This window comes from Labrys sp. (in: a-proteobacteria) (assembly GCF_047605565.1).
In the GTDB taxonomy this organism is placed as follows: domain Bacteria; phylum Pseudomonadota; class Alphaproteobacteria; order Rhizobiales; family Labraceae; genus Labrys; species Labrys neptuniae.
The window spans coordinates 68,493-90,042 of record NZ_JASGFM010000018.1 but is presented as its reverse complement, the minus strand read 5'-3'; the positions used below and the strand labels follow the sequence as shown (position 1 = coordinate 90,042).

Genomic DNA, 21,550 nt, shown 5'->3' with positions numbered 1-21,550 from the left:
CTTCGATGAGAGGCGCGCATTGAACGATATGGGCCAGGTTGTTCGATCTCGACGTCATTTGCTTGGCGTCCTGCTGGTTCTCGGCGTGCTCGCGGCCTCGGTGGTCTATTATTGGTTCAGGCAGCACCAGCATGCCGAACTGCTGCGCCTCAACGGCGAGGCAGCGCAGATGGTGGCGCGAAACCTGGCCTTCGAGGCAGCCGGCGTCGGTGGAGGGAGCCCGAGGTCAGGTGCCGCGGATCCGCCCGGCGAAAGCGAGCCGCGTCTCGTGGTGCAGGCCGGCAATGCCTTTGGCAATGGCTGGACGGCGATGTCGCGCGACGGGCGCCTCCTGCTGACCGCCAATCAATTCGACGATCTCAGACTATGGGATGTTGCTACGGCGACATTGCTGCGCCGATTTCCCGACACAGGCGAACAGAACTACAAGGTCATCAAGGGATTGGACTTCCTCCGCGACGCTGATGCCTTCCTCGTCTGGTACCGAAACAAGGCACGCTCGCAAGACGATCTGACGCTGTTTGATACGCGCGACGGAAAGGTGATCCGGACGTTCGTGCCCTGCGAGGCGTCGCAGATTTCGACAATGGCATTGAGTCGGAATGGACGGCGCGCCGTCATCGCCTGCAGCAAGGGCGGCATCGTCTTGTGGGACGTCCAAACCGGCGCTCTGGTGCGATCCCTTCTTGCTGGCGACCCCGGCCGCGCCGCGCCGGCCGACGTCGTCGCCATCTCTCCGGATGGGCGCGCAATTCTGGCCTCCTGGGAGGATCCCGTGTCGTCGCGGTGGGAAACCGCGTCCTTTGACGCAGAGAGCGGCGGCAAGACCTGCGTCATGCCGGATCAACGCCCTGCGCTTTCCTGCCTCGTCGAGGGCGATCGACGCTATTGCCAGATTCAGGCGGCGCGGCAGGAGGCCGGCAGGGTTTTCTCGCTCGACGGGCGCAGCGTACTGCTCCTGGACGCGGGCAGCGGCGATGCCGTGGCATGGGAGGTCGGGCGCTGCGTTGCGACGGCGCGAAGCGCTCCGCCGGGCCCGGTTGTCGCCGCATCCGCCCGCAATCCACGCGCCTTGTCGCGGATGCCCGATTCCTCGCTGGTCCTTTGGGATGTCGCGACCGGCATCCGCCTTGCCGCGTGGCCCGGGAGCGATTCCACTAACCGGCCGCAGGCTCTCGATTTCTCGGCCGATGGTGGCCTGATTGCCGTCAAGGCCGATGGAGGCGACGTCTATCTTTGGTCCACCATCGACGGAACATCGCGCTTTATCCCTCAAAGCAGCTTCAAGCGGAATTTCCAGTTTGCGCCCGATGGGCAGAGCGTACTGTCCACGGAATTCGACTATCCGGTGTGGCTCTGGCAAGAGGTGGATCAGAAGGCCGGTCAGGAAGCCAAGAACGCCTGGCGGGAGATTTCGCTGGCCGGAAACCCGAGTATCACCCGATTGAGTTTTGGGCCCAACAGCCAGTTCTTGCAAGTTGCCTCAGGCAGCAGCCTGGTCCAGTGGGACCTGGCTACGGGGCAGGGTACGCTCGGTTATGTCGGCTCGTCACCGGCCGATGGCGCGGTCGTCTCGCGGGATGGGCGCTGGAAGGCCATCAAGTCCCGAGATGAAAATGGCGGCGTCGAACTGCGCGACGGCCGTAGCGGAGCATTGCTGGTGACGCTCCATGCCAACCAGTCTCCCACCAGCAGCAGGGCCGAAACACTGGCGTTGGCACCGGACGGCCGCTTCGTCACCAATACGGACCCGCGCAGGGTATTGGCGCTGGTCCGCGGGACGAGCATCCTTCGCCTCGACGATTACATCCGGCAGAATCAGCGCGCCAGCCTGACGGAACTGCTTGGCGAGCAGGCGACTACCGGGCCTTGAGGTCGATGGAAGGCCGCCTCCGCCGATCGAAAGACACAGCGGAGGCATAGCCCGTGGCGGTGGAGCGAGCGCAGGATCGGACTTCATCGTGATGGCGGATGTCTGGGGGCTTGCCTAATCGGCCGCATCCGCTTATAGAGCGCGCCATTCCACACGCGGACGAAGCGGCCCTGCCGCTCCGGTGCCGTGTTTTGTTTCGTCCGCAATGGCGCGGCGAGGCAGGCACGGTAGATGTCCGCGGAGGCCTTATCAAACCGGAGTTACAACTCTATGGCACTGCCAGATTTCTCTATGCGTCAGCTGCTCGAAGCTGGAGCCCATTTCGGCCATCAGTCGCACCGCTGGAACCCCAAGATGGGGCCCTATCTCTTCGGCGTGCGTAACGGCATCCACATCATCGACCTCGCCCAGACGGTTCCCGCGTTCCATCGCGCCCTGCAGGCCGTGTCGGACACGGTCGCCCGTGGCGGTCGCGTGCTGTTCGTCGGCACCAAGCGCCAGGCTCAGGACGCGGTTGCCGATGCGGCCCGCCGTTCGGCCCAGTATTACGTCAATTCGCGTTGGCTCGGCGGCACGCTGACCAATTGGAAGACGATTTCCAACTCGATCCAGCGCCTGCGCAAGCTCGACGAGTTGCTCTCCGGTGGTGCTCAGCAGGGCTACACCAAGAAGGAGCGCCTCGACCTTACCCGCGAGCGCGACAAGCTTGAGCGCGCCCTCGGCGGTATCAAGGACATGGGCGGCACCCCCGACCTGATCTTCATCATCGATACCAACAAGGAAGACATCGCGATCAAGGAAGCCCGCCGCCTCAACATCCCGGTGGCTGCTGTCCTCGATTCGAATTCCGATCCGGATGGCATCACCTTCCCGATTCCGGCCAATGACGACGCCGGCCGCGCTCTGTCGCTCTATTGCGATCTCGTCGCCCGCGCCGCTCTCGACGGCATCTCCCGCGCCCATGGCGACATGGGTCTCGACATCGGCGCCGAAGAAGCTCCGCTGGTCGAGGAACTGCCGGTCGCCGACGAGGCTGCCCCCGCTGGCGAGCTCTTCGAGCTGCTGTCTGCTCCGCGCGGTGCGCCCGACGACCTGACCAAGCTGACCGGCGTCGGCCCGCAGCTCGAGAAGAAGCTCAACGAGGGCGGCATCTGGCACTATTGGCAGGTCGCTGCCATGACCCCGGAAGACGTCGCCAAGGTCGATGCCGAGCTCAAGCTCAACGGCCGTATCGATCGCGACGGCTGGGTGGAACTGGCCCGCAATCTGGTTGCCGGCGCCTGATCTTCCAGGGTCTGTGGTTTTTTGGGCTGCAATCTGATTGCAGCCTTCCTATCTATTCCTGAACACGGCCCGGCTGCTCGCCTTCCAATTGTGATGTTGGAGTGGTAAGCGCCGGGCCGCTTCCCATCACCGGACCTGTTCCGGTTTCCCAAAGAGGTATCCTGCGATGTCGAACATTACCGCCGCCATGGTGAAAGAGCTGCGCGAACAGACCGGCGCGGGCATGATGGATTGCAAGGCAGCGCTCACCGAGACCGCCGGCGATCTGGAAGCCGCCGTTGACTGGTTGCGCAAGAAGGGCCTGTCCAAGGCCGCCAAGAAGGCCGGCCGTGTCGCTGCTGAAGGGCTCGTCGCCGTTCTGGTCGATGGCAATCAGGGCGTTGCCGTAGAGGTCAACTCCGAGACCGACTTCGTTGCCCGCAATCCTGAATTCCAGGACCTGGTTTCGGGCATCGCCGAAGTCGCCCTGAAGACGGGTGAGGATGTCGAGGCCATCAAGGCAGCCGGTTTCCCCGGTGGCGGCAGCGTCGATGAGAAGATCGCCAACACGGTGGCCAAGATCGGCGAGAACATGTCGCTGCGCCGCGCCAAGATCGTCTCGGTCGGCCAGGGCGTGCTGGCGACCTATGTCCACAATCCCGTGGTGGCCAACAAGGGCCGCATCGGCGTGATCGTTGCGCTCGAATCGACCGGCAATGCCGAGAAGCTGGCCGAGCTCGGCCGTCAGATCGCCATGCATGTCGCTTCCTCGAACCCGGTCGCGGTCGATGCCGCCGGCGTCGATGCAGCAACCATCGAGCGCGAGAAGACCATTCTCGCCGACAAGTATCGCGAGCAGGGCAAGCCGGAAGCGGCGATCGCCAAGATCGTCGAAAGCGGCATCAAGACCTATTTCAAGGAAGTGACCTTGCTGGAGCAGGGCTTCATCTTCGATCCCTCCAAGTCGGTCGGCCAGGCCGTCAAGGAGAGCGAAGGGGCTGCCGGCGCGCCGATCAAGGTGGCGGGCTTCGTGCGCTACGCTCTCGGTGACGGCATCGAGAAGCAGGAGAACGATTTCGCCGCTGAGGTCGCCGCCCAGGCCGGCCACGCCGCCTGAGCGTTCTGTTTCAGGAAATGCCGCTGGCCGCATTTCGGCCATGTGGATGACGGAGATCGACAACAGGCGGCCATGGGCCGCCTGTTGTATAAGTGGCCAGCGAATCGGAGAGCAATCATGGCGGTACTTCCCTATAAACGCGTCCTGGTGAAGCTTTCCGGCGAGGCATTGATGGGAGGCGAGGCCTTCGGCATCGACCGGGCCACGGTCCGCCGTATCGCCGAGGATGTGATCGAAGCCGTCAAGCTCGGCGTCGAAGTCGCCGTGGTGGTGGGCGGCGGCAATATCTTCCGCGGCTCGCAGATTGCCGGCATGGGTCTGTCGCGGCCTGCAGCCGACTCGATGGGCATGCTCGCCACCGTGATGAACGTCATCGCGCTCGAAGCCCAACTCGCATCGCTCGGCCAGTCCGCCCGCGCCATGTCCGGCGTCGCCATGCCGTCGGTGGTCGAGACCTATACGCGCCAGCAGGCGATGGAGCATCTGGCCAAGGACCGCGTCGTGCTGCTGGCGGGTGGTACCGGCAATCCCTTCTTCACCACCGATACCGGCGGCGCCCTGCGCGCTGCTGAGCTGGAATGCAATGTCCTGATGAAGGGCACGCAGGTCGACGGCATCTATTCCGCCGATCCCAAGAAGGATCCGGCCGCGACCCGTTATGATCACATCACCCATGACGAGGTCATCCGCAAAGACCTCAAGATCATGGATACGGCAGCGTTTGCGCTTGCCCGCGAGGCGCGCTTGCCGATAATTGTTTTTTCGATTCAACAACCCGGATCCCTGGCAGCCGTGCTGCGCGGGGAGGGGCGTTGCACCCTGGTCACTCCCTGACCGCTTCCGTCAAGAAATTTCGAGGGCAGGAACATGGCTGCATCATTCGATCTCGCCGAAGTCAAGCGTCGCATGGAAGGCGCACTCAATGCGCTGAAACATGAACTGGGCGGCTTGCGCACCGGCCGTGCCTCTTCTTCCCTGCTCGAGCCCGTGCATGTTGAGGCTTATGGCGCCAGTATGTCGCTGTCGCAGGTTGCCACCGTTTCCGTGCCCGAGCCGCGCCTGATCAGCGTGCAGGTCTGGGACCGCGGCATGGTCGGCGCCGTCGAGAAGGCGATCTTGAACTCCAATCTCGGTCTCAATCCGCAGACCGAGGGCCAGGTGATCCGCTTGCGCATTCCCGAGATGACCCAGGATCGCCGCAAGGAGCTGGTCAAGGTGGCCCACAAATACGCCGAGTCCGCGCGTGTGGCTGTCCGCCATGTCCGCCGCGACGGCCTCGACATCCTGAAGAAGACGGAGAAGGACGGTGCCATCGGCGAGGACGAAGAAAAGCGTCTGGCCGATCAGGTGCAGAAGGCGACCGATGCGATGATCGCCGAAATCGACAAGACGCTCGTCTCCAAGGAGAAGGAAATCATGCAGGTGTGACGGAAGAGGGTTGCAGACTATCCGCAAGGACTATTCTACTTCCCCAATTCGACACCAATTATCCACTGTCTATCCGATGATCGTTCGATAGAATTCGTGCCAGCCGGTTCGGCGGAGAAGCTTCGAGGCACCAATGTTTGGCAGGGACGAAATCGACGATACCACCGTGGCGGCCCCGCCGGCTCATGTCGCCATCATCATGGATGGCAATGGCCGTTGGGCCTCCAAGCGCCTGATGCCCCGTTTCGAGGGGCATCGCCGGGGCGTCGAAGCACTCAGGCGGACCGTCCGCGCCGCTGCGGAACTGGGCATTCGCTATCTTACGCTCTACTCCTTCTCATCGGAGAATTGGTCGAGACCTCGAACCGAGGTCGACTATCTCATGGGATTGGTGAAGCGTTTCGTTCGCAACGATCTGGCGGACCTGCATGCCAACAATGTTCGGGTGCGCATCATCGGCGAGCGCGAGGGGCTCGATGCCGAACTTGCCGAACTCCTGGTCGAGGTCGAAAACCTCACCGCTGCCAATACGGGGCTGACCCTGGTGGTGGCGTTCAACTATGGCGCCCGGCAGGAGATCGTCGCTGCCGCACGGCGCCTGGCCCAGCAGGTGGCAGAGGGGACGCTCAATCCGCAGGACATCACGGCCGATGCCCTTGCCGCCAATCTTCATACGCATGATATTCCGGATCCGGATCTGGTCATCCGAACCTCTGGTGAGCAGCGGCTTTCCAATTTCCTGCTTTGGCAGGCGGCCTATGCCGAATTCGTCTTCGTCCCCCTGCTCTGGCCGGATTTCGATCGGCGCGCCCTGGAGGCTGCATTGGCCGAATATCATGCGCGTGATCGTCGTTTCGGGGGGCTCGGCGAGGCCAATCCGCCCCGTCAGGCCAATTCCGGCTAGGGCAATATCGTCGGCGTGCCTGTGGGGGATGATGTGAGAGCAGTTTTGTGTCGGGGGATAGCGGCTGGCCGTCCGCGGGGGACGGTTTCATCCGCCCGTGGTCTCTGACATGGCGGGCGTATCCAAGGCCAACTGGTCCGATCTTTCCATTCGTATCGCCTCGGCCCTGGTCATGGCCGGGCTGGCGCTGGCCACCGCCTGGTGGGGCGGGCCGCTTTTCGCGTTGTTCTGGTTTCTCGCAGCCGCAGCCGTCCTGTGCGAATGGCTGTTCCTGATCGCCGGCGGCCGACGGGATTGGTTGATCGTTGCGCTTGGTGTCGGCTTGCTCGCGGTATCGACCGTGCTCGCCCAGGGCGGGCAGGGAGGCGTAGCCCTGCTGGCGGTCCTGGGAGGCGCGGCGGTGATGGGGGGGCTGGCCTGGGGGAGAGGGGCTATGCAGCCTTTGCTGGTCGCGGCCGCCTTGCCCTATGCGGCCTGCGTGGTCTTGCCGGCTACCCTGCTAAGGTTGGACGAGCCCTATGGTATGCGTGCCATTTTCGTGCTGTTCGCCATTGTCTGGGGTTCGGACGTGCTGGCCTACTTTACCGGCCGCACCTTTGGCGGGCCGAAGCTGTGGCCGAGAGTCAGCCCAAAGAAAACCTGGTCGGGGTTCATCGGTGGCACGCTGTTTGCCGCCTTGGCGGCCGGCCTGGTTGGCGGCTCCCTTGTTCTGGTTCCGATAGGCGCGGTGCTGGCAGCGATCTCCCAGGGCGGCGATCTCCTTGAATCCGCCTTGAAGCGCCGCTTTGATGCCAAGGATGCGAGCCATCTGATCCCCGGCCACGGCGGCGTCATGGACAGGCTCGACGGTTTCCTGGCGGCGGCATTGGCCGCCCTGCTGATCGGACTTGTGCATGCCGGCTTGCACCCGGCCCAGGGCTTCATTGTGTGGTAGTGCCAAAAAAGCAGAGCCGGTCTGGCTTGGTTTGCGGCGCGTGAGAGGAATGGATGATGGGCCTTCTGGATAGTTTCGGTCTCGGTGCTCTCGGCTTCGTGCCGTTCATCGTGATCATTTCCATCCTGATCTTCTTTCACGAGCTTGGGCATTTCCTCGTTGGGCGCTGGTGCGGCGTGAAGGTCGTGACCTTCTCGATCGGCTTCGGACCGGAATTGTTCGGCTATGACGACCGGCACGGTACTCATTGGCGCATCGCGGCAATCCCCCTCGGGGGCTATGTACGCTTCTTTGGCGATGCGAATGCCGCTTCCCTGCCCGATGAAGAGCGCAATCAGCTGATGACGCCGGAGGAGCGGGCGGTCAGCCTGTTCCACAAACCGGTCTGGCAGCGCATCGCCATCGTGGCGGCCGGTCCTTTGGCCAATTTCATCCTGGCCGCCTTCGTCTTCGCGGCGGCATTCTCGATTTATGGTTACCCGAATTCTGACGCCATTATCGGGCCGATCAAGGCCGATGGACCGGCGGCCAAGGCGGGCCTGCGCAAGGGCGACCGGATCGTCGAGGTCAATGGCACCAAGGTCACACTGTTCGACCAGCTTCCGGAACTGATTTCGGCGGAGCCCGGGCGCCCCGTGAAGCTCACCGTCGAACGCGGGGAGGAGAGTTTCGACGTCAGCGTCACGCCGGAAATGCGCACGTTCACCGCGCCGGATGGCAAGACTGTTTCACGGGCGATCATCGGCATCGGTCCCGGCGGCATGTCGCGTCTCGATCCGGCATCGGCGCTGTGGCAGGGTACCAAGGAAACTGTCCAAGGCATTGGTGCGTCAGCGAAATTTATCTACGATCTTTTTGCGGGCCGCGGTGATCCCAAGCAGGTGACCGGCATTGTCGGCATTGCGGTAGCCTCCAAGACGATCACGGAAACCATCGGGCTCGCCGGCTTGATCCTGCTCACGGCGGGGCTGTCTATTTCGGTCGGCTTCATCAATCTGTTGCCGATACCGGTTCTAGATGGCGGTCATCTGGTCTTCTACGCCATCGAAGCGATCCGGGGGCGGCCGGTTGGAGCGCGCGCGCAGGAGTTGTCCTTCGGCATCGGGCTCATGTTGATAATTACAATCACCGTTTTGGTGTTGGGCCATGATCTGTCACAGCAATTATCGGGCGGCTGAGAGGGCGTGGCGGATTCGCAACGGTCTCCCAAAAAAGGACGGATGGCAGCCGGGGGTCGGTTTGCATGCGTCCGGAAACCCTGTAGAAGCATTTCCAATGAGAGCAATGCGGGCTGGCGAGGTTTGGCGTTGAACTCGACTTGGTTTGGTAAAAAGAGTGGGATTTAGACCCGATGGCAACAGCAATGTACAAGTTGAAGCTGGGCGTTGCCCTCGCGGCCGTCGCGGTTCCGTCGTTGTTCGGGGCCTTCGTGGCATCTCCCTTGGTGGGCACGGCTGAAGCCGCTCCGAGGAAGCATGTTGCGTCGCGCTCGGCGCCGATCGTCAACCGCATCGTGTTCGAGAAGAACAAGAAGGTCACCGCGGATCAGCTGTCTTCCATCATGGAGACCAAGCCTGGTAGCCAGGTGAACCAGGCTACCCTCAACGCCGATATCGATCGCATGCGTGAGGCCTATAACCGGACCGGTCGCTCGACGGTGCAGATTACCTACCGCGAAGTCCCGCTGCCGAACAATCGCGTCGACCTCGTCTTCACCGTGGCTGAAGGCTCGAAGATCGGCATCGACTCGATCAACTTCGTCGGCAACAACAATTTCTCCGCCTGGCGCCTGAAGCGCCAGATGGCGACGGTCGAGAGCGGCTATCTCGGCTGGCTGCGCACCACCGACACCTATGATCCCGATCGCCTCGCTGGCGACGAGGAGCGTCTGCGCCAGTTCTATGTGAACCACGGCTATCCCGACTTCCGCGTCGTCTCCATCGTGCCGTCGCTGAACGAGAAGCAGGATGCCTATGTCCTGACCGTTACGGTCGATGAGGGCCAGTACTATAAATTCGGTCCCTCGCAGGTCGAATCCAGCATTTCGGACGTCAACCCGGCCGATCTCCAGGGCGACGTTCAGTCCTGGAACAACTGGACCTACCGTGGCGAGGACGTGGACAAGACCGTCGAGGACATGACGGTCAAGCTGGCTGCTTCCGGCCATCCGTTTGCTCAGGTTCGTCCTCGTGCGGTCCGCGATGCCGGCGGCAACATCATCAGTGTCAACTACGTCGTGGAAGAGGGCGCGAAGGTCTATATCGAGCGCATCAATATCCGCGGCAACACCCGCACGCGTGACTATGTGATCCGTCGCGAGTTCGATATCGGTGAAGGCGACCCCTACAACAAGGCCCTGATCGAGCGGGCCACCCGCCGGCTGCGGAATCTGGGTTACTTCAAGAACATCCGCGTCACCAACGAGCCGGGCTCGGAACCGGACCGCGTGATCGTCAACGTCGAGGTCGAGGACCAGTCCACCGGTGAGTTCTCGCTGGGCGGCGGCTACTCCACCTCGGACGGCTTCCTCGGCGAGGTCTCGCTGACCGAACGCAACTTCCTCGGCCGCGGCCAGTATGTGAAGGCTTCGGTGCAGTATGGCCAGCGCACGCAGGGCTATAGCCTGTCCTTCACCGAGCCCTATTTCCTCGGTCAGCGCATCGCTGCCGGCTTCGACCTGTTCTCGAAGACGACTGATGACAGCGACTATAGCTACTACAAGGACCAGACCACGGGCGGCACCCTGCGCGCTGCCTTCCCGATCACCGAGAACTTCACCGTCGGCGTGAACTACACGATCTATTCGGAGAAGGTGACGATCCCGGATAAACGCTACACTGACAATGATTTCGACAATGGTGAAGCTTCTGTCGCGATCAAGGAACTGGCTAACGAAGGGCGTCGTCTGGTCTCGATGGCCGGCTATACGCTGACCTACAACACGCTCGACGATCTCAAGCAGCCGAGCTCGGGTATGTATGTCCAGTTCAAGCAGGACGTCGCCGGCCTTGGTGGTGATGCCAAGTTCATCAAGCAGTCGATTGACGGCCGCTACTACTATTCGCTGACCGACGACCTTACTTTGATGGTTCGCGGCCAAGGCGGCTATATGCACGGCTTCGGCAAGGACAAGCTGGCGATTGTCGACCAGTACAGCCCCGGACCCGATCTGGTGCGTGGTTTTGCGCCGGGCGGTATAGGCCCACGTGATATCGCAGGCGGCTCGAAGGGCAATGGCCTTGGCGGTACCACCTATTTTGGCGGTACAGTGGAACTACAGTTCCCGATCTTCGGCTTGCCGCGTGAAGTGGGCCTGCGTGGCGCCGTCTTCGCGGATGCGGGAACGGTATTCGGTTATGGCGGCAAGAAGTACGCGAAATACGGCAATCCGGACGATCCTACGCAGGTGACCTTCAATCTTGTCGACGAACACAAGATTCGCTCATCTGTCGGCGCCAGTCTGCTGTGGGCTTCGCCGCTCGGACCGTTGCGCTTCGACTACGCCTACGTCCTGACCAAGGCAAAGCATGACGACACGCAGGCTTTCCGCTTCGGCACGATCGTCAACTATTGATGATCTGACCTGACGTTTTCGCCGGCCGGTCCCTTCGGGGCCGGCCGGTTTTTTGTTCGCAAAGTGCCATCCCCTGGATGTCGCAACGAACGGACATATTCGGTGTTTTGCATCGCGGCCCCTTCATCGTGTATGGGCTGGCGCATGAATGTTCAGGCCGGTAACGCTTTTGCAAAGGGACTGGTCTATTCATGATGGAAAAGATCGCCGGTTTCGAAGCAGCCACTCGAAGCCGGATTTGGAGGGGCTGACCGCAGCGTGGACTTGATGACGGATCCGGTATTCTTTCACGCGCGCAACCGTCTCACCGTTGCCGATATCGTCGAGCTCACCGGCGCTGAACCCGTGGCCGGTCTGTCGCTGGACCTGACGGTGGAACGCGTCGCGCCGCTCGATCAGGCCGGGGAAGGCGATCTGAGCTTCCTCGAAAATCCGCATTACCTGCCGATGCTGGAAACGTCCAAGGCAGCGGTCATCCTGATCTCTCCCAAATTCGTCGATCGCGCCCCGAAGCAGGCCCCCCTGCTGGTGGCGCGCGAGCCCTACCGCGCCTTCGCGCAGATCGGCATGGCCCTGTTCCCGGATGCGGCACGCCCTCAATCCTTCTTCGGGGCCAAGGGGATTTCACCGGGCGCCGTCGTGCATCCCGAAGCGAGGCTCGAGATTGGCGTGACGGTCGACCCTGGTGCCGTGATCGGGCCTCGTGCGGAAATCGGGGCGGGAACCATCGTCGGCGCCAATGCGGTGATCGGCCCGGATGTGCGGATCGGGCGTGACTGCTCGATCAGTCCCAATGTCGTGATCCAGCATTCGCTGATCGGCAATCGCGTCATCATCCACGCCGGGGCATGCCTTGGCCAGGATGGTTTCGGCTTTTCGATGGGGCCGCGCGGCCATCTCAAAGTGCCGCAGGTCGGCCGCGTCGTCGTGCAGGATGATGTCGAGATCGGTGCCTGCACCACCATAGACCGAGGTGCCAATCGGGACACCATCATCGGTGAGGGTACCAAGATCGACAATCAGGTGCAGATCGCCCACAACGTGATGGTCGGCCGGCACTGCGTGCTGGTGTCCAAGGTCGGGATCTCCGGTTCGACCGTTCTGGAAGATTTCGTGGTGATGGGCGGCGCCTCTGCCACGGTCGGCCATATCCGCATCGGCATGGGTGCCCAGATCGCCGGCGCCGCCAATGTCAAGGATGATGTGCCGCCGGGCGCACGCATGGGCGGCACGCCGGCTCAGCCGCTGGGCGATTATGCCCGCGAACTGGCTTTGCTCAAGAAGCTGGTCAAGAATTCGCGGGTTCGGTCGGGGCAGGGAACGGATGAGGGATCCGCTCCCTGAGGGGGCGAAATGGAGTTTGGCTTAAGCGCTCTGGCCGAAGGCCGAGCCGGTTCAGGAAACGAGACCTATATGAGTGAAGCAACCCCTGGAACGCTGGAAACTGCAGATATCGGCAAGCTCCTGACGTTGCTGCCGCATCGCTATCCCTTCCTGCTCGTGGATCGCATTGTCGAAATCGATGGCGACAATTCCGCCGTCGGCATCAAGAACGTCACCTTCAACGAGCCGCATTTCACCGGCCATTTTCCCGAACAGCCGGTGATGCCGGGCGTGCTGGTGATCGAAGCGATGGCCCAGACGGCCGGCGCGATTTGTGTGCTCAGCACGGAAGGCAAGGCCAAGCCGAAGGTCGTCTATTTCATGACCATCGACGAGTGCCGTTTCCGCAAGCCGGTCACGCCGGGCGACCAGATGCGCCTGCACCTGACCAAGCTGAAGAATCGCCGCAATATGTGGTGGTACAAGGGTGAGGCCAAGGTTGACGGCGTCACGGTAGCCGAGGCTGTGGTTTCCGCCATGCTGGTTACCGAATAATGGTCGGGGGGGCTCAACAGACCATTCATCCCACCGCCGTCATCGAGGCGGGAGCGAAGCTCGGCGAGGGCGTCAGTATCGGCCCGTTCTGCGTCGTCGGGCCTGAAGTGACGCTGGCGGACGGTGTCACGTTGCATTCGCATGTCGTGGTCACTGGGCGTACGAGCATCGGTGCGCGTACCAAGGTGTTCCCCTTCGCCTCGCTGGGGCACCAGCCGCAGGATCTCAAATATGCCGGTGAGCCCTCCGATCTCACCATCGGCAGTGATTGCCTGATCCGCGAAGGGGTGACGATGAACCCCGGCACCAGCGGTGGCGGCATGCACACCGTGGTCGGCGACCGCTGCGCCTTTCTTGCCAATTCCCATGTCGGGCACGACTGCAGGCTCGGCAACAACATCATTCTCTCCAATGGCGTCTTGCTGGCTGGCCATGTTTCTGTCGGCGACTACGCCATTCTCGGCGGCGCGGCGGCGGTGATCCAGTTCGCACGGGTCGGCGCTCATGCTTTCGTCGGTGGCCTGTCCGGCGTCGAGAACGATCTGATTCCCTTCGGCATGGCCCTGGGCGATCGCGCCAGCCTGGCTGGCCTCAATATCGTCGGCCTGAAGCGCCGCGGCTTCGGGCGGGAACAGATCCATGCCTTGCGCCACGCCTATCGCATGCTGTTTGCCTCCGCCGGCACCTTGAAGGAGCGGGTCGAGAGCGTTGCCGAGACTTTCGCCGATCAGACGGCGGTCATGGAGATCGTCGATTTTGTGAGAGCCGGGGGCCATCGTGCCCTGGTGACGCCGCGCGATGCGGCGGCGCGCGATCTCGCAGGCAGCGAGGCGTGAGCACACCGCCTGTTGCCGGAGTGGTTTCGGCCTTGCCTGCCTTGGCGGTCATCGCCGGGGCAGGGCGTTTGCCGGCCGAGATCGCGGCAGAGGCTGCAAAACGGGGTGAGACTGTCGCGATCTTGCCTTTGAAGGGCTTCGCCGACGCCGATTTTGCGGGCTACGCCCAATATCCCGTCAGCCTGATCGATCCGAAGGGGGTTCTGCAGGAATTGGCCCGGGCGGGCGCCGGCCGCGTGGTCCTGGCCGGCGCCGTGCATCGGCCGGGGCTTGGCATGGTACGCTCAGGTATCCAGGCTGTCCGGCATCTCGATGAAATCCGCAACGTGCTCGAGGGCGGGGACGACAATCTCCTGCGGGGCGTGATCGTGTTCCTGGAAAAGCACGGCTATGCGGTCGTCGGCGTTCGTGACGTCGCGCCGGCGTTGATGGCGCCCGTGGGGCCGCTTGGCCGCTTGTCGCCGAGTTCAGCCGAACTAGAGGGGATCACCATCGGCCGGCGTGCTCTTGTCGCCATGGGCGCCGATGATATCGGCCAGGGTGTGGTCGTGGCCCAAAAGCGCGTGCTGGCCGTCGAGGCGGCCGAAGGTACCGACAATATGATCCGGAGGGTGGCTCTTTTGCGCCGGCCTGGCTTGCTCGGACGCCTGTTGCGCCATGGCCGACCGCCCGTGGCCGAGCAGGATGGTGGCGTGCTGGTAAAGGCAGCCAAGCCAGAGCAGGATTTCAGGGCCGATCTTCCGGGCATCGGCCCGCGTACCGTGCGTCTCGCCAAGAAAGCCGGTCTCGCCGGTATCGCCATCGAAGCGGGCAATGTGCTCGTGCTGGAGCGTGATGCCACCATCGCGGCGGCCGACGCGGCCAGCCTATTCCTTGTCGGGGTGTGACGATGACCGATCGGCCCTTGAAGATCGCTATCGTCGTGGGCGAACATTCCGGCGACCAGCTCGGTTTCAAGCTGATGCAGGCCCTTCGGGCCCAGGCGGGTATGCCTGTCGTGTTCAAGGGCACTGCCGGTCCCGCCATGACGCGCGAGGGCATGGAGAGCCTGTTTCCTCTCGACGACATTGCGGTGATGGGCTTTGCTGCCGTGATCGGCCGCTTCCCCACGATCTACCGACGGGCCTGGCAGGTGATCGATGCCATCGTTGCCGATCCGCCCGATGGCCTGGTGATCATCGACAGCCCGGATTTCACCCATGCCGTCGCCAAGCGCGTGCGCCGGCGTCTGCCGCATCTGCCGATCATCAACTATGTTTCGCCCAGCGTGTGGGCCTGGCGCCCCGGCCGGGCCGTGTCGATGCGGGCCTATGTCGACCATGTGCTCGCTCTGCTGCCGTTCGAACCCGAAGCCTATCGCCGGTTGAACGGTCCGCCCTGTTCCTATGTCGGCCATCCCCTGATGGAGCGCCTGGGCGAATTGCGGCCCGATGCCGCGGAGGAGGCGATCCGGCAGGGAACGCAACCGGTGGTGCTGGTGCTTCCCGGCAGTCGCTCGAGTGAAGTAGGATTGCTGACCGAGGATTTCGGCAGGACGATCGAGCTCTTGTCGACCAGGATCGGACCTTTCGATGCCGTGCTGCCGACGGTGTCGCGCCATGCCGAACGTTTGCGACAGGCGACCGCCGGCTGGGCTGTGAAGCCGCGCGTCATCACCGACTCCGATGAGAAATACGCGGCCTTCCGCCGGGCGCGGGCAGCGCTGGCGGCATCGGGCACCGTGACGCTCGAACTGGCCCTGGCGCAGGTGCCGATGATCGGCACCTATCGCTTTCCTGCCTGGGAGGCCTTCCTGGCAAGGCGTCTGGTCAAGGGCCGTTTCTTCCTGCTGCCCAATCTGATTCTCGATCGGCGGGCGGTACCCGAACTTTTCCAGGAAGAAGTCGTGCCGGAACACCTGGCCGACCTGATGACTGGATTGCTGGGGGATACGGACGAGCGGCACGCCCAGATGCAAGCGTTCGACGAGATCGATCAGCGCATGCAGGTCGTGGGGGAAACACCCTCGCAACGAGCGGCCCGCATCGTCCTGGAAACCATCGCCGGCAAGACGAAGTGAACGCTTCGAGCATACGAAACAGAGGCTGGAAACCAAAAGGGCGGATCTGAGGATCCGCCCTTTGTTCTTCTAGAGAAAAGGGCGATTTCGCTGAATCGCACTTTTCTCTAACCTTTTGTTTTGACGCGTTTTCTTAATCGAAAAGTCTATCAACTTTTCTGGAAAACGCTCTAGCGGCGCTGGGCTGGTGAAACGTAGTCGCGACGGGCTGCGCCGGTATAGAGCTGGCGCGGGCGGCCGATCTTCTGGGACGGATCCTCGATCATTTCCTTCCACTGGGCGATCCAGCCGACCGTGCGGGCAAGGGCGAACAGCACGGTGAACATCGAGGTCGGGAAGCCCATCGCCTTGAGGGTGATGCCCGAATAGAAGTCGATGTTGGGATAGAGCTTCTTTTCGATGAAGTACTCGTCGTGCAAGGCGATGCGCTCGAGCTCCAGCGCGACCTCGAGCAGCGGGTCATCCTTGTGGCCGAGTTCGTTGAGCACCTCATGGGTGGTGCGCTGCATGATCTTGGCGCGCGGATCGTAGTTCTTGTAGACCCGGTGGCCGAAGCCCATCAGGCGGAACGGATCGTTTTTGTCCTTGGCCTTGGCGATATATTGCGGAATGCGATCGACGGTGCCGATTTCCTGCAGCATCTTGAGCGCGGCTTCGTTGGCGCCGCCATGGGCGGGACCCCACAGGCAGGCGATGCCGGCGGCGATGCAGGCAAAGGGATTGGCGCCCGAGGAGCCGGCGAGGCGCACCGTCGAGGTCGAGGCGTTCTGCTCGTGATCGGCATGCAGGATGAAGATACGATCGAGCGCGCGGGCCAGGATCGGATTGGGCTTGTAGTCCTCGCAGGGGACCGAGAAGCACATGCGCAGGAAGTTGGACGGATAGTCCAGATTGTTCTGCGGATACACGAAAGGCTGGCCGATGGTGTATTTGTAGGCCATCGCAGCCAGGGTCGGCATCTTGGCGATCAGCCGCATCGACGAGATCATGCGCTGATGCGGGTCAGAGATGTCGGTGGAGTCGTGATAGAAGGCCGAGAGGGCACCGACCGAGGCGACCATCACCGCCATCGGATGGGCGTCACGGCGGAAGCCCTGGAAGAAGCGGGCCATCTGCTCATGCACCATGGTGTGGCGCGTGACGCGATAGTCGAAGTCTGCCTTCTGGGCGGCTGTCGGCAGTTCGCCGTAGAGCAGCAGATAACAGGTTTCGAGGAAGTCGCCATGCTCGGCAAGTTGCTCGATCGGGTAGCCGCGATAGAGCAGTACGCCCTCATCGCCATCGATATAGGTGATCTGGGACTCACAGCTCGCCGTCGAGGTGAAGCCCGGATCATAGGTAAACATGCCCGTATGCTTATAAAGGGGCGCAATATCAACAACCGTCGGACCAACGGAGCCGGCCTTGGTTGGCAATTCGATTGCCTTGTCACCAATAGTCAGAGTCGCCGTGTTACCGCTCATGCAATCCTCCTTGTACGGAAATACGCGGTCACGCCTTGGCCAGAAAGGAGCCCCCCGGCTCAAGTAAGGCCTACGTATCGCCGATCCGTCGGTGTTGGGTAGACCATTTGCTGCAATGCCGCAAGAAAGACGAAGAGGTGAACTGTCGGTTCGGCGACAGGCCTGGCAGCAATAGTCCAGGGTGGGGTCGATTGCCCCACTTTGACGCGAAAGCTTTCCAAATCTTTCGCGCCAAAGCTGCGAAAAATACACCTATTGCGTGAAACCCGATGCGCGGGAAACACAATCATGCGGCGCTTGGTCTCAGCCAGCCTGATCCTTCAGCCGGGCCAGGCTTTCTTCGCGACCGAGGACGGCCAGCACGTCGAAGACCGGTGGGGAGGTGGTACGGCCGGTGAGCGCAGCCCGCAGCGGTTGGGCGAGCGAGCCGAGCTTGGCGCCGGTTTCCTCGGCCGCGGCCCGCACCGTGGCCTCGGTCGCACTGGCGCTCCATTCGGTCAAGGCTTCGAAACGCGGCAGCAGCAGGGCGATGGTCGCGCGCGCTTCCTCATTCAGCATGGCCTTGGCCTTGTCGTCCAACGGCAGGGGGCGCGAGACAAACAGGAAATTGGCGCCATCCAGCAGTTCCACCAGGGTCTTGGCGCGTTCCTTCAGGCCCGACATGGCGGCGAGCAATTGGGAGCGCCTGGCACCATTGCCGGCGGCGAGTTGGGCAGCGAGGTCAGGGCCATTGGGAATATGGGGCAGCAACTGGTCGATGGCGGCGAGCAATTCCTCGTCCGTGGAGTTGCGCATATAGATGCCATTGAGGTTTTCGAGCTTCTTGAAATCAAAGCGGGCGGCTGATTTGCCGATGGCACCCGTATCGAAATGCTCGATCATCTCCTTGGTGGTGAACACTTCCTGGTCGCCATGGCTCCAGGACAGGCGCACCAGATAATTGCGCATTGCCGCCGGCAGGTAACCCATGGCGCGATAGGCATCGACGCCGAGTGCGCCATGGCGCTTGGAGAGCTTGGCGCCATCGGGCCCATGGATCAGCGGAATATGCGCCATATGCGGCACCTCCCAACCCATGGCTTCATAGATCTGCTTCTGGCGGGCGGCATTGGTGAGATGATCGTCGCCGCGAATGATGTGGGTGATACCCATGTCGTGGTCGTCGACCACCACGGCCAGCATATAGGTCGGCGTGCCGTCGGAGCGCAGCAGGACGAGATCGTCGAGATCCTTGTTGGCCCAGCGCACGGTGCCCTGGACGTCGTCATGAATGACAGTCTCGCCCTCGGTGGGGGCACGCAGGCGGATCACCGGCTTGACGTCCTTGGGGGCGGTCGCCGGGTCGCGGTCGCGCCAGCGGCCGTCATAGCGCGGCGGCCGTCCTTCCTTGCGGGCGAGCTCGCGCATCTCCTCGAGCTCCTGCTGGGTGGCGTAGCAATAATAGGCCTTGCCCTGAGCGAGCATCGACTCGGCGACCTCGCGATGACGAGCCGCGCGGGAGAACTGGAAAATCGGATCGCCGTCCCAGTCGAGGCCGAGCCAGGCCAGGCCGTCCAGGATGGCGGTGATGGCGGCATCGGTCGAACGTTCACGATCGGTGTCCTCGATGCGCAGCAGCATCTTGCCGCCCTTGGCCCTGGCATAGAGCCAATTGAACAGCGCCGTGCGGCCGCCGCCGATATGGAGGAAGCCCGTGGGGGAGGGAGCAAAGCGGGTGACGACAGGAGTAGACATCGAAGTTGGCAATTCCAAAAAGCAGGGAGAGCGAAGCCACAGCGAAGCAGCATAGAGGCGGAAGTGTGGAGGCCCTTGGCTAACCCGGATCACATCAATAAGCTTGGGGCTTTAGCACAGGGTTTCATCGGGCGGTAGCGGCGGGGGCGCCTTTGCCTGAGAATGATCGGGGCCGCGCGCGAGTTGGTGTCCTTGGCGGAAAGCCGGGACAGCGGGGATTGGCATTGCCTGGTGGCATGCTGTTCGGGCAGGGGCTGCAGCGGCTGCTGGCCTGGGTGGCAGCCGCGCTTGCAGCCGAGATGGCCGCCTTCGAGCTTGCTCTCGTCGTTCCGATCTTTCTGGGTCTGGGCGTCATTGCCTATTTCGCGGCACCGGAAGAGCCCGGTCTTGTCTTTCCGGCATTTCTTACCGTGGGCATGGCCTGCCTTGCCTATGGTTTGCGAGGGCGCTGGGGGTTGCATGTCGGCCTGGTCTGCCTGACGGCGGTGGGAGCGGGCTTTTGCTCGGCCGAGCTGCGTACGATGAGCGTCGCCGCGCCGCAGCTTTCGCGTTCGATGGCGGGAGCCGTCACAGGCCTCGTCCTTTCGGTCGAGCCCCGCCTGGGCAGCAGTGCCCGCATCGTCATCAGACCGGTCTCGGTGGAGAAACTGGAGCCCGCAGCCATGCCGGCCCGCATACGCCTCACGGTCCGCAAGGGCAGCGAAATCCGTGCCGGCGACAGCGTCAGCCTCAAGGCCGTCATGCGACCGCCCCCGCCACCGGCCTTGCCGGGCGGCTATGACTTTGCCCGCGATGCCTTCTTCGACGGCATTGGCGGCGTTGGCTTCGCAGCAGGCAAGATCTCGCCCGCCGCCAGTCCGGTCGAAGCAAGCTGGGCGGAAGCCTTCACTATCTGGATCGATCGGCAGCGCAACGCTCTGACCCGGCGGATCGTCGAGACGATACAGGGGGAGAATGGGGCGATCGCCGCATCGCAGGTTACCGGCAAGCGCGGCCAGATACCCGGCGATGCCAACGATGCGCTGCGCGCTTCCGGCCTCTACCATGTCGTTTCGATTTCCGGCCTGCACATGGCGCTGTTTGCGGGTGGGCTGTTCGGCCTCATCCGCGCCATGCTGGCCTTGTCGCGCCGCATCGTGCTCTACCGGGGCACCAAGGAACTCGCTGCGCTGCTCTCGCTGCTGCCGGCGGCGGCCTATACGCTGTTTTCCGGTGCCGAGGTCGCGACCGTCCGATCCTTCCTGATGACGGCCATCGTGCTGCTGGCCGTAGCTCTGGGACGCAATGCCATCACCCGGCGCAACGTCGCCCTGGCCGCGAGCTTCGTCCTGTTGACGACACCGGAGCAGCTTCTGGGGCCGAGCTTCCAGATGTCCTTTGCGGCAGTGGCGATGCTGGTGATCGCACATGAGCAATGGAGCCGGCGTAAGCGAGAGAAATCTGCGATGGCGTGGGAAAGGGCCATTGGCGGCGCCGTGACCTTGGTCCTTGCCATGATGCTGACGACGATCGTCGCCTCGCTCGCCACGGCGCCGTTCTCGGCCTTTCATTTCCATCGTCTTACCTTGCAGTCGCTGGCCTCCAACCTGGTCGCGACTCCCATCGTTTCCTTCCTGATCATGCCACTCGCCATGCTGGCGCTGGTGGCCGAGCCGTTCGGCTATGGCGCTCCATTCTGGCAGGCGATGGGTTGGGCGGTCGGCCTGTTCATGCAGGTGGCCCGTTCGGTTGCTACCTGGCCCGGTTCCGACCTCGTGATGCCGCAATTTTCGACCGTTGCTCTCGGATTGTTCGCCCTGACGCTGGTTCTGCTGACCATCCTGCGCACGCGCCTGGCTTTGCTGGCCTTGTTGCCCCTTGGCGGGGGTATTGCCCTGGCCGCGACAGCGCCGCTGCCGGCGGCCTTGTTCGGCGCCAACGGCTATGCGGCCCTCGTTCGCAAGGGCGATCAATTGACCGTGCTCGCGCAGCGGTCCGATGCTTTCACCGTTCAGCAATGGCTGCTGGCCATGGGTGATCGGCGCAAGCCGGAGGATCCCACTCTGGCAGCGCAGCGCCTATGCGATAGGGAAGGTTGTTCCGCGCCTATCGAGGAAGGCGGGGTCTTCATGCTCGACAAGACGGCGAATGCGGCGGAGGAGGATTGCGGGCGCGTCAGCGTCCTGGCCGGGCCGGTTTCGATCGGTGCCCGTTGTGCCGCGCTTGGCCTGACACTGGACCGAGAGCTGATCCGTGCGGCGGGTTCGATCGCGCTCTATGCCGGCCCGCGTGGCGGCGACGGCCGCCTCACCTGGCGCATCGTCATGGCGCGTGACCTCGAGGGGGCCCGTCCCTGGGCTCCGGCCAGAACGAAGCCGGTTGCCAGTGCCACGCCGCCCGCTACGCAGGCTCCGCTTGTCGATTCGCCTCGGGGCTCCCCCATCCCCGACGCAGATCTGGGACCTTCGCAGCCGAACGCTGACGACTGACATATGCCCAGGGGGAAGC

The 21,550-nt window shown here is 63.0% G+C and carries 17 protein-coding genes; 15 read left to right on the top strand and 2 right to left on the bottom strand.

The features are described from left to right. The first annotated feature begins 19 nt into the window (after window positions 1–19). The 14 genes from QM672_RS17310 to lpxB all read left to right on the top strand — a co-directional run bounded on the left by QM672_RS17310 (window position 20) and on the right by lpxB (window position 15,866). Window positions 20–1,873: a WD40 repeat domain-containing protein gene (locus tag QM672_RS17310; protein ID WP_415084024.1), complete on the top strand. Its 1,854-nt coding sequence runs from the start codon at window positions 20–22 to the stop codon at window positions 1,871–1,873. Between the two features lie 270 nt (window positions 1,874–2,143). After that, window positions 2,144–3,157, top strand: coding sequence for a 30S ribosomal protein S2 (locus tag QM672_RS17305; protein ID WP_068296046.1), 1,014 nt, complete (start codon window positions 2,144–2,146; stop codon window positions 3,155–3,157). A 166-nt stretch (window positions 3,158–3,323) separates the two neighbouring features. Then, window positions 3,324–4,253, top strand: a complete 930-nt coding sequence (gene tsf / locus QM672_RS17300) for a translation elongation factor Ts (RefSeq protein WP_311935043.1) — start codon at window positions 3,324–3,326, stop codon at window positions 4,251–4,253. 117 nt (window positions 4,254–4,370) lie between these two features. Beyond that, window positions 4,371–5,087, top strand: coding sequence for a UMP kinase (pyrH, locus tag QM672_RS17295; protein WP_068296050.1), 717 nt, complete (start codon window positions 4,371–4,373; stop codon window positions 5,085–5,087). Window positions 5,088–5,120: 33 nt separating this feature from the next. Further along, window positions 5,121–5,681: a ribosome recycling factor gene (frr, locus tag QM672_RS17290; RefSeq protein WP_367623001.1), complete on the top strand. Its 561-nt coding sequence runs from the start codon at window positions 5,121–5,123 to the stop codon at window positions 5,679–5,681. A 133-nt stretch (window positions 5,682–5,814) separates the two neighbouring features. Next, entirely contained in the window at window positions 5,815–6,585 is a 771-nt protein-coding gene (locus QM672_RS17285; RefSeq protein ID WP_367623000.1) for an isoprenyl transferase, read from the top strand. Between the two features lie 109 nt (window positions 6,586–6,694). Further along, window positions 6,695–7,519: a phosphatidate cytidylyltransferase gene (locus QM672_RS17280; protein ID WP_415084020.1), complete on the top strand. Its 825-nt coding sequence runs from the start codon at window positions 6,695–6,697 to the stop codon at window positions 7,517–7,519. Window positions 7,520–7,572: 53 nt separating this feature from the next. Then, complete coding sequence (locus QM672_RS17275; protein WP_311935035.1) at window positions 7,573–8,697, top strand: M50 family metallopeptidase; 1,125 nt, start codon at window positions 7,573–7,575, stop codon at window positions 8,695–8,697. A gap of 173 nt (window positions 8,698–8,870) precedes the next feature. Further along, entirely contained in the window at window positions 8,871–11,093 is a 2,223-nt protein-coding gene (gene bamA / locus QM672_RS17270) for an outer membrane protein assembly factor BamA (protein WP_415084017.1), read from the top strand. Between the two features lie 267 nt (window positions 11,094–11,360). After that, complete coding sequence (gene lpxD, locus QM672_RS17265; RefSeq protein WP_311935033.1) at window positions 11,361–12,437, top strand: UDP-3-O-(3-hydroxymyristoyl)glucosamine N-acyltransferase; 1,077 nt, start codon at window positions 11,361–11,363, stop codon at window positions 12,435–12,437. A 69-nt stretch (window positions 12,438–12,506) separates the two neighbouring features. Continuing rightward, window positions 12,507–12,971: a 3-hydroxyacyl-ACP dehydratase FabZ gene (gene fabZ, locus QM672_RS17260; protein WP_068296063.1), complete on the top strand. Its 465-nt coding sequence runs from the start codon at window positions 12,507–12,509 to the stop codon at window positions 12,969–12,971. Then, window positions 12,971–13,807, top strand: a complete 837-nt coding sequence (gene lpxA / locus QM672_RS17255; protein ID WP_367622996.1) for an acyl-ACP--UDP-N-acetylglucosamine O-acyltransferase — start codon at window positions 12,971–12,973, stop codon at window positions 13,805–13,807. The genes fabZ and lpxA overlap by 1 nt, the downstream gene beginning before the upstream one ends. Further along, a complete protein-coding gene (locus tag QM672_RS17250) occupies window positions 13,804–14,694 on the top strand; it encodes an LpxI family protein (RefSeq protein WP_367622995.1) in 891 nt (296 codons plus the stop codon). The genes lpxA and QM672_RS17250 overlap by 4 nt, the downstream gene beginning before the upstream one ends. Before the next feature lie 2 nt (window positions 14,695–14,696). Beyond that, entirely contained in the window at window positions 14,697–15,866 is a 1,170-nt protein-coding gene (gene lpxB, locus QM672_RS17245) for a lipid-A-disaccharide synthase (RefSeq protein ID WP_415084014.1), read from the top strand. Between the two features lie 170 nt (window positions 15,867–16,036). On the opposite strand, the gene gltA is transcribed toward lpxB, so the two are convergent. Further along, the gene (gene gltA, locus QM672_RS17240; protein ID WP_311935025.1) at window positions 16,037–17,329 is read right to left on the bottom strand and encodes a citrate synthase; all 1,293 of its coding nucleotides are present in this window, start codon (window positions 17,327–17,329) and stop codon (window positions 16,037–16,039) included. A gap of 303 nt (window positions 17,330–17,632) precedes the next feature. Continuing rightward, window positions 17,633–19,063, bottom strand: a complete 1,431-nt coding sequence (gene gltX, locus QM672_RS17235) for a glutamate--tRNA ligase (protein WP_311935023.1) — start codon at window positions 19,061–19,063, stop codon at window positions 17,633–17,635. 218 nt (window positions 19,064–19,281) lie between these two features. Here gltX and QM672_RS17230 point away from each other — a divergent pair, with 218 nt between their 5' ends. Further along, complete coding sequence (locus QM672_RS17230; RefSeq protein WP_415084011.1) at window positions 19,282–21,531, top strand: ComEC/Rec2 family competence protein; 2,250 nt, start codon at window positions 19,282–19,284, stop codon at window positions 21,529–21,531. Window positions 21,532–21,550: the final 19 nt, after the last annotated feature.

Excerpts from the sequence above, each read along its gene's own strand:
- QM672_RS17280 (WP_415084020.1), top strand. The coding sequence starts at position 6,695 with ATGGCGGGCGTATCCAAGGCCAACTGGTCCGATCTTTCCATTCGTATC.
- lpxD (WP_311935033.1), top strand. The coding sequence starts at position 11,361 with ATGACGGATCCGGTATTCTTTCACGCGCGCAACCGTCTCACCGTTGCC.
- lpxB (WP_415084014.1), top strand. The coding sequence starts at position 14,697 with ATGACCGATCGGCCCTTGAAGATCGCTATCGTCGTGGGCGAACATTCC.
- QM672_RS17285 (WP_367623000.1), top strand. The coding sequence starts at position 5,815 with ATGTTTGGCAGGGACGAAATCGACGATACCACCGTGGCGGCCCCGCCG.
- gltX (WP_311935023.1), bottom strand. The coding sequence starts at position 19,063 with ATGTCTACTCCTGTCGTCACCCGCTTTGCTCCCTCCCCCACGGGCTTC.
- tsf (WP_311935043.1), top strand. The coding sequence starts at position 3,324 with ATGTCGAACATTACCGCCGCCATGGTGAAAGAGCTGCGCGAACAGACC.
- gltA (WP_311935025.1), bottom strand. The coding sequence starts at position 17,329 with ATGAGCGGTAACACGGCGACTCTGACTATTGGTGACAAGGCAATCGAA.
- QM672_RS17275 (WP_311935035.1), top strand. The coding sequence starts at position 7,573 with ATGATGGGCCTTCTGGATAGTTTCGGTCTCGGTGCTCTCGGCTTCGTG.
- fabZ (WP_068296063.1), top strand. The coding sequence starts at position 12,507 with ATGAGTGAAGCAACCCCTGGAACGCTGGAAACTGCAGATATCGGCAAG.
- bamA (WP_415084017.1), top strand. The coding sequence starts at position 8,871 with ATGGCAACAGCAATGTACAAGTTGAAGCTGGGCGTTGCCCTCGCGGCC.
- pyrH (WP_068296050.1), top strand. The coding sequence starts at position 4,371 with ATGGCGGTACTTCCCTATAAACGCGTCCTGGTGAAGCTTTCCGGCGAG.
- lpxA (WP_367622996.1), top strand. The coding sequence starts at position 12,971 with ATGGTCGGGGGGGCTCAACAGACCATTCATCCCACCGCCGTCATCGAG.
- frr (WP_367623001.1), top strand. The coding sequence starts at position 5,121 with ATGGCTGCATCATTCGATCTCGCCGAAGTCAAGCGTCGCATGGAAGGC.
- QM672_RS17305 (WP_068296046.1), top strand. The coding sequence starts at position 2,144 with ATGGCACTGCCAGATTTCTCTATGCGTCAGCTGCTCGAAGCTGGAGCC.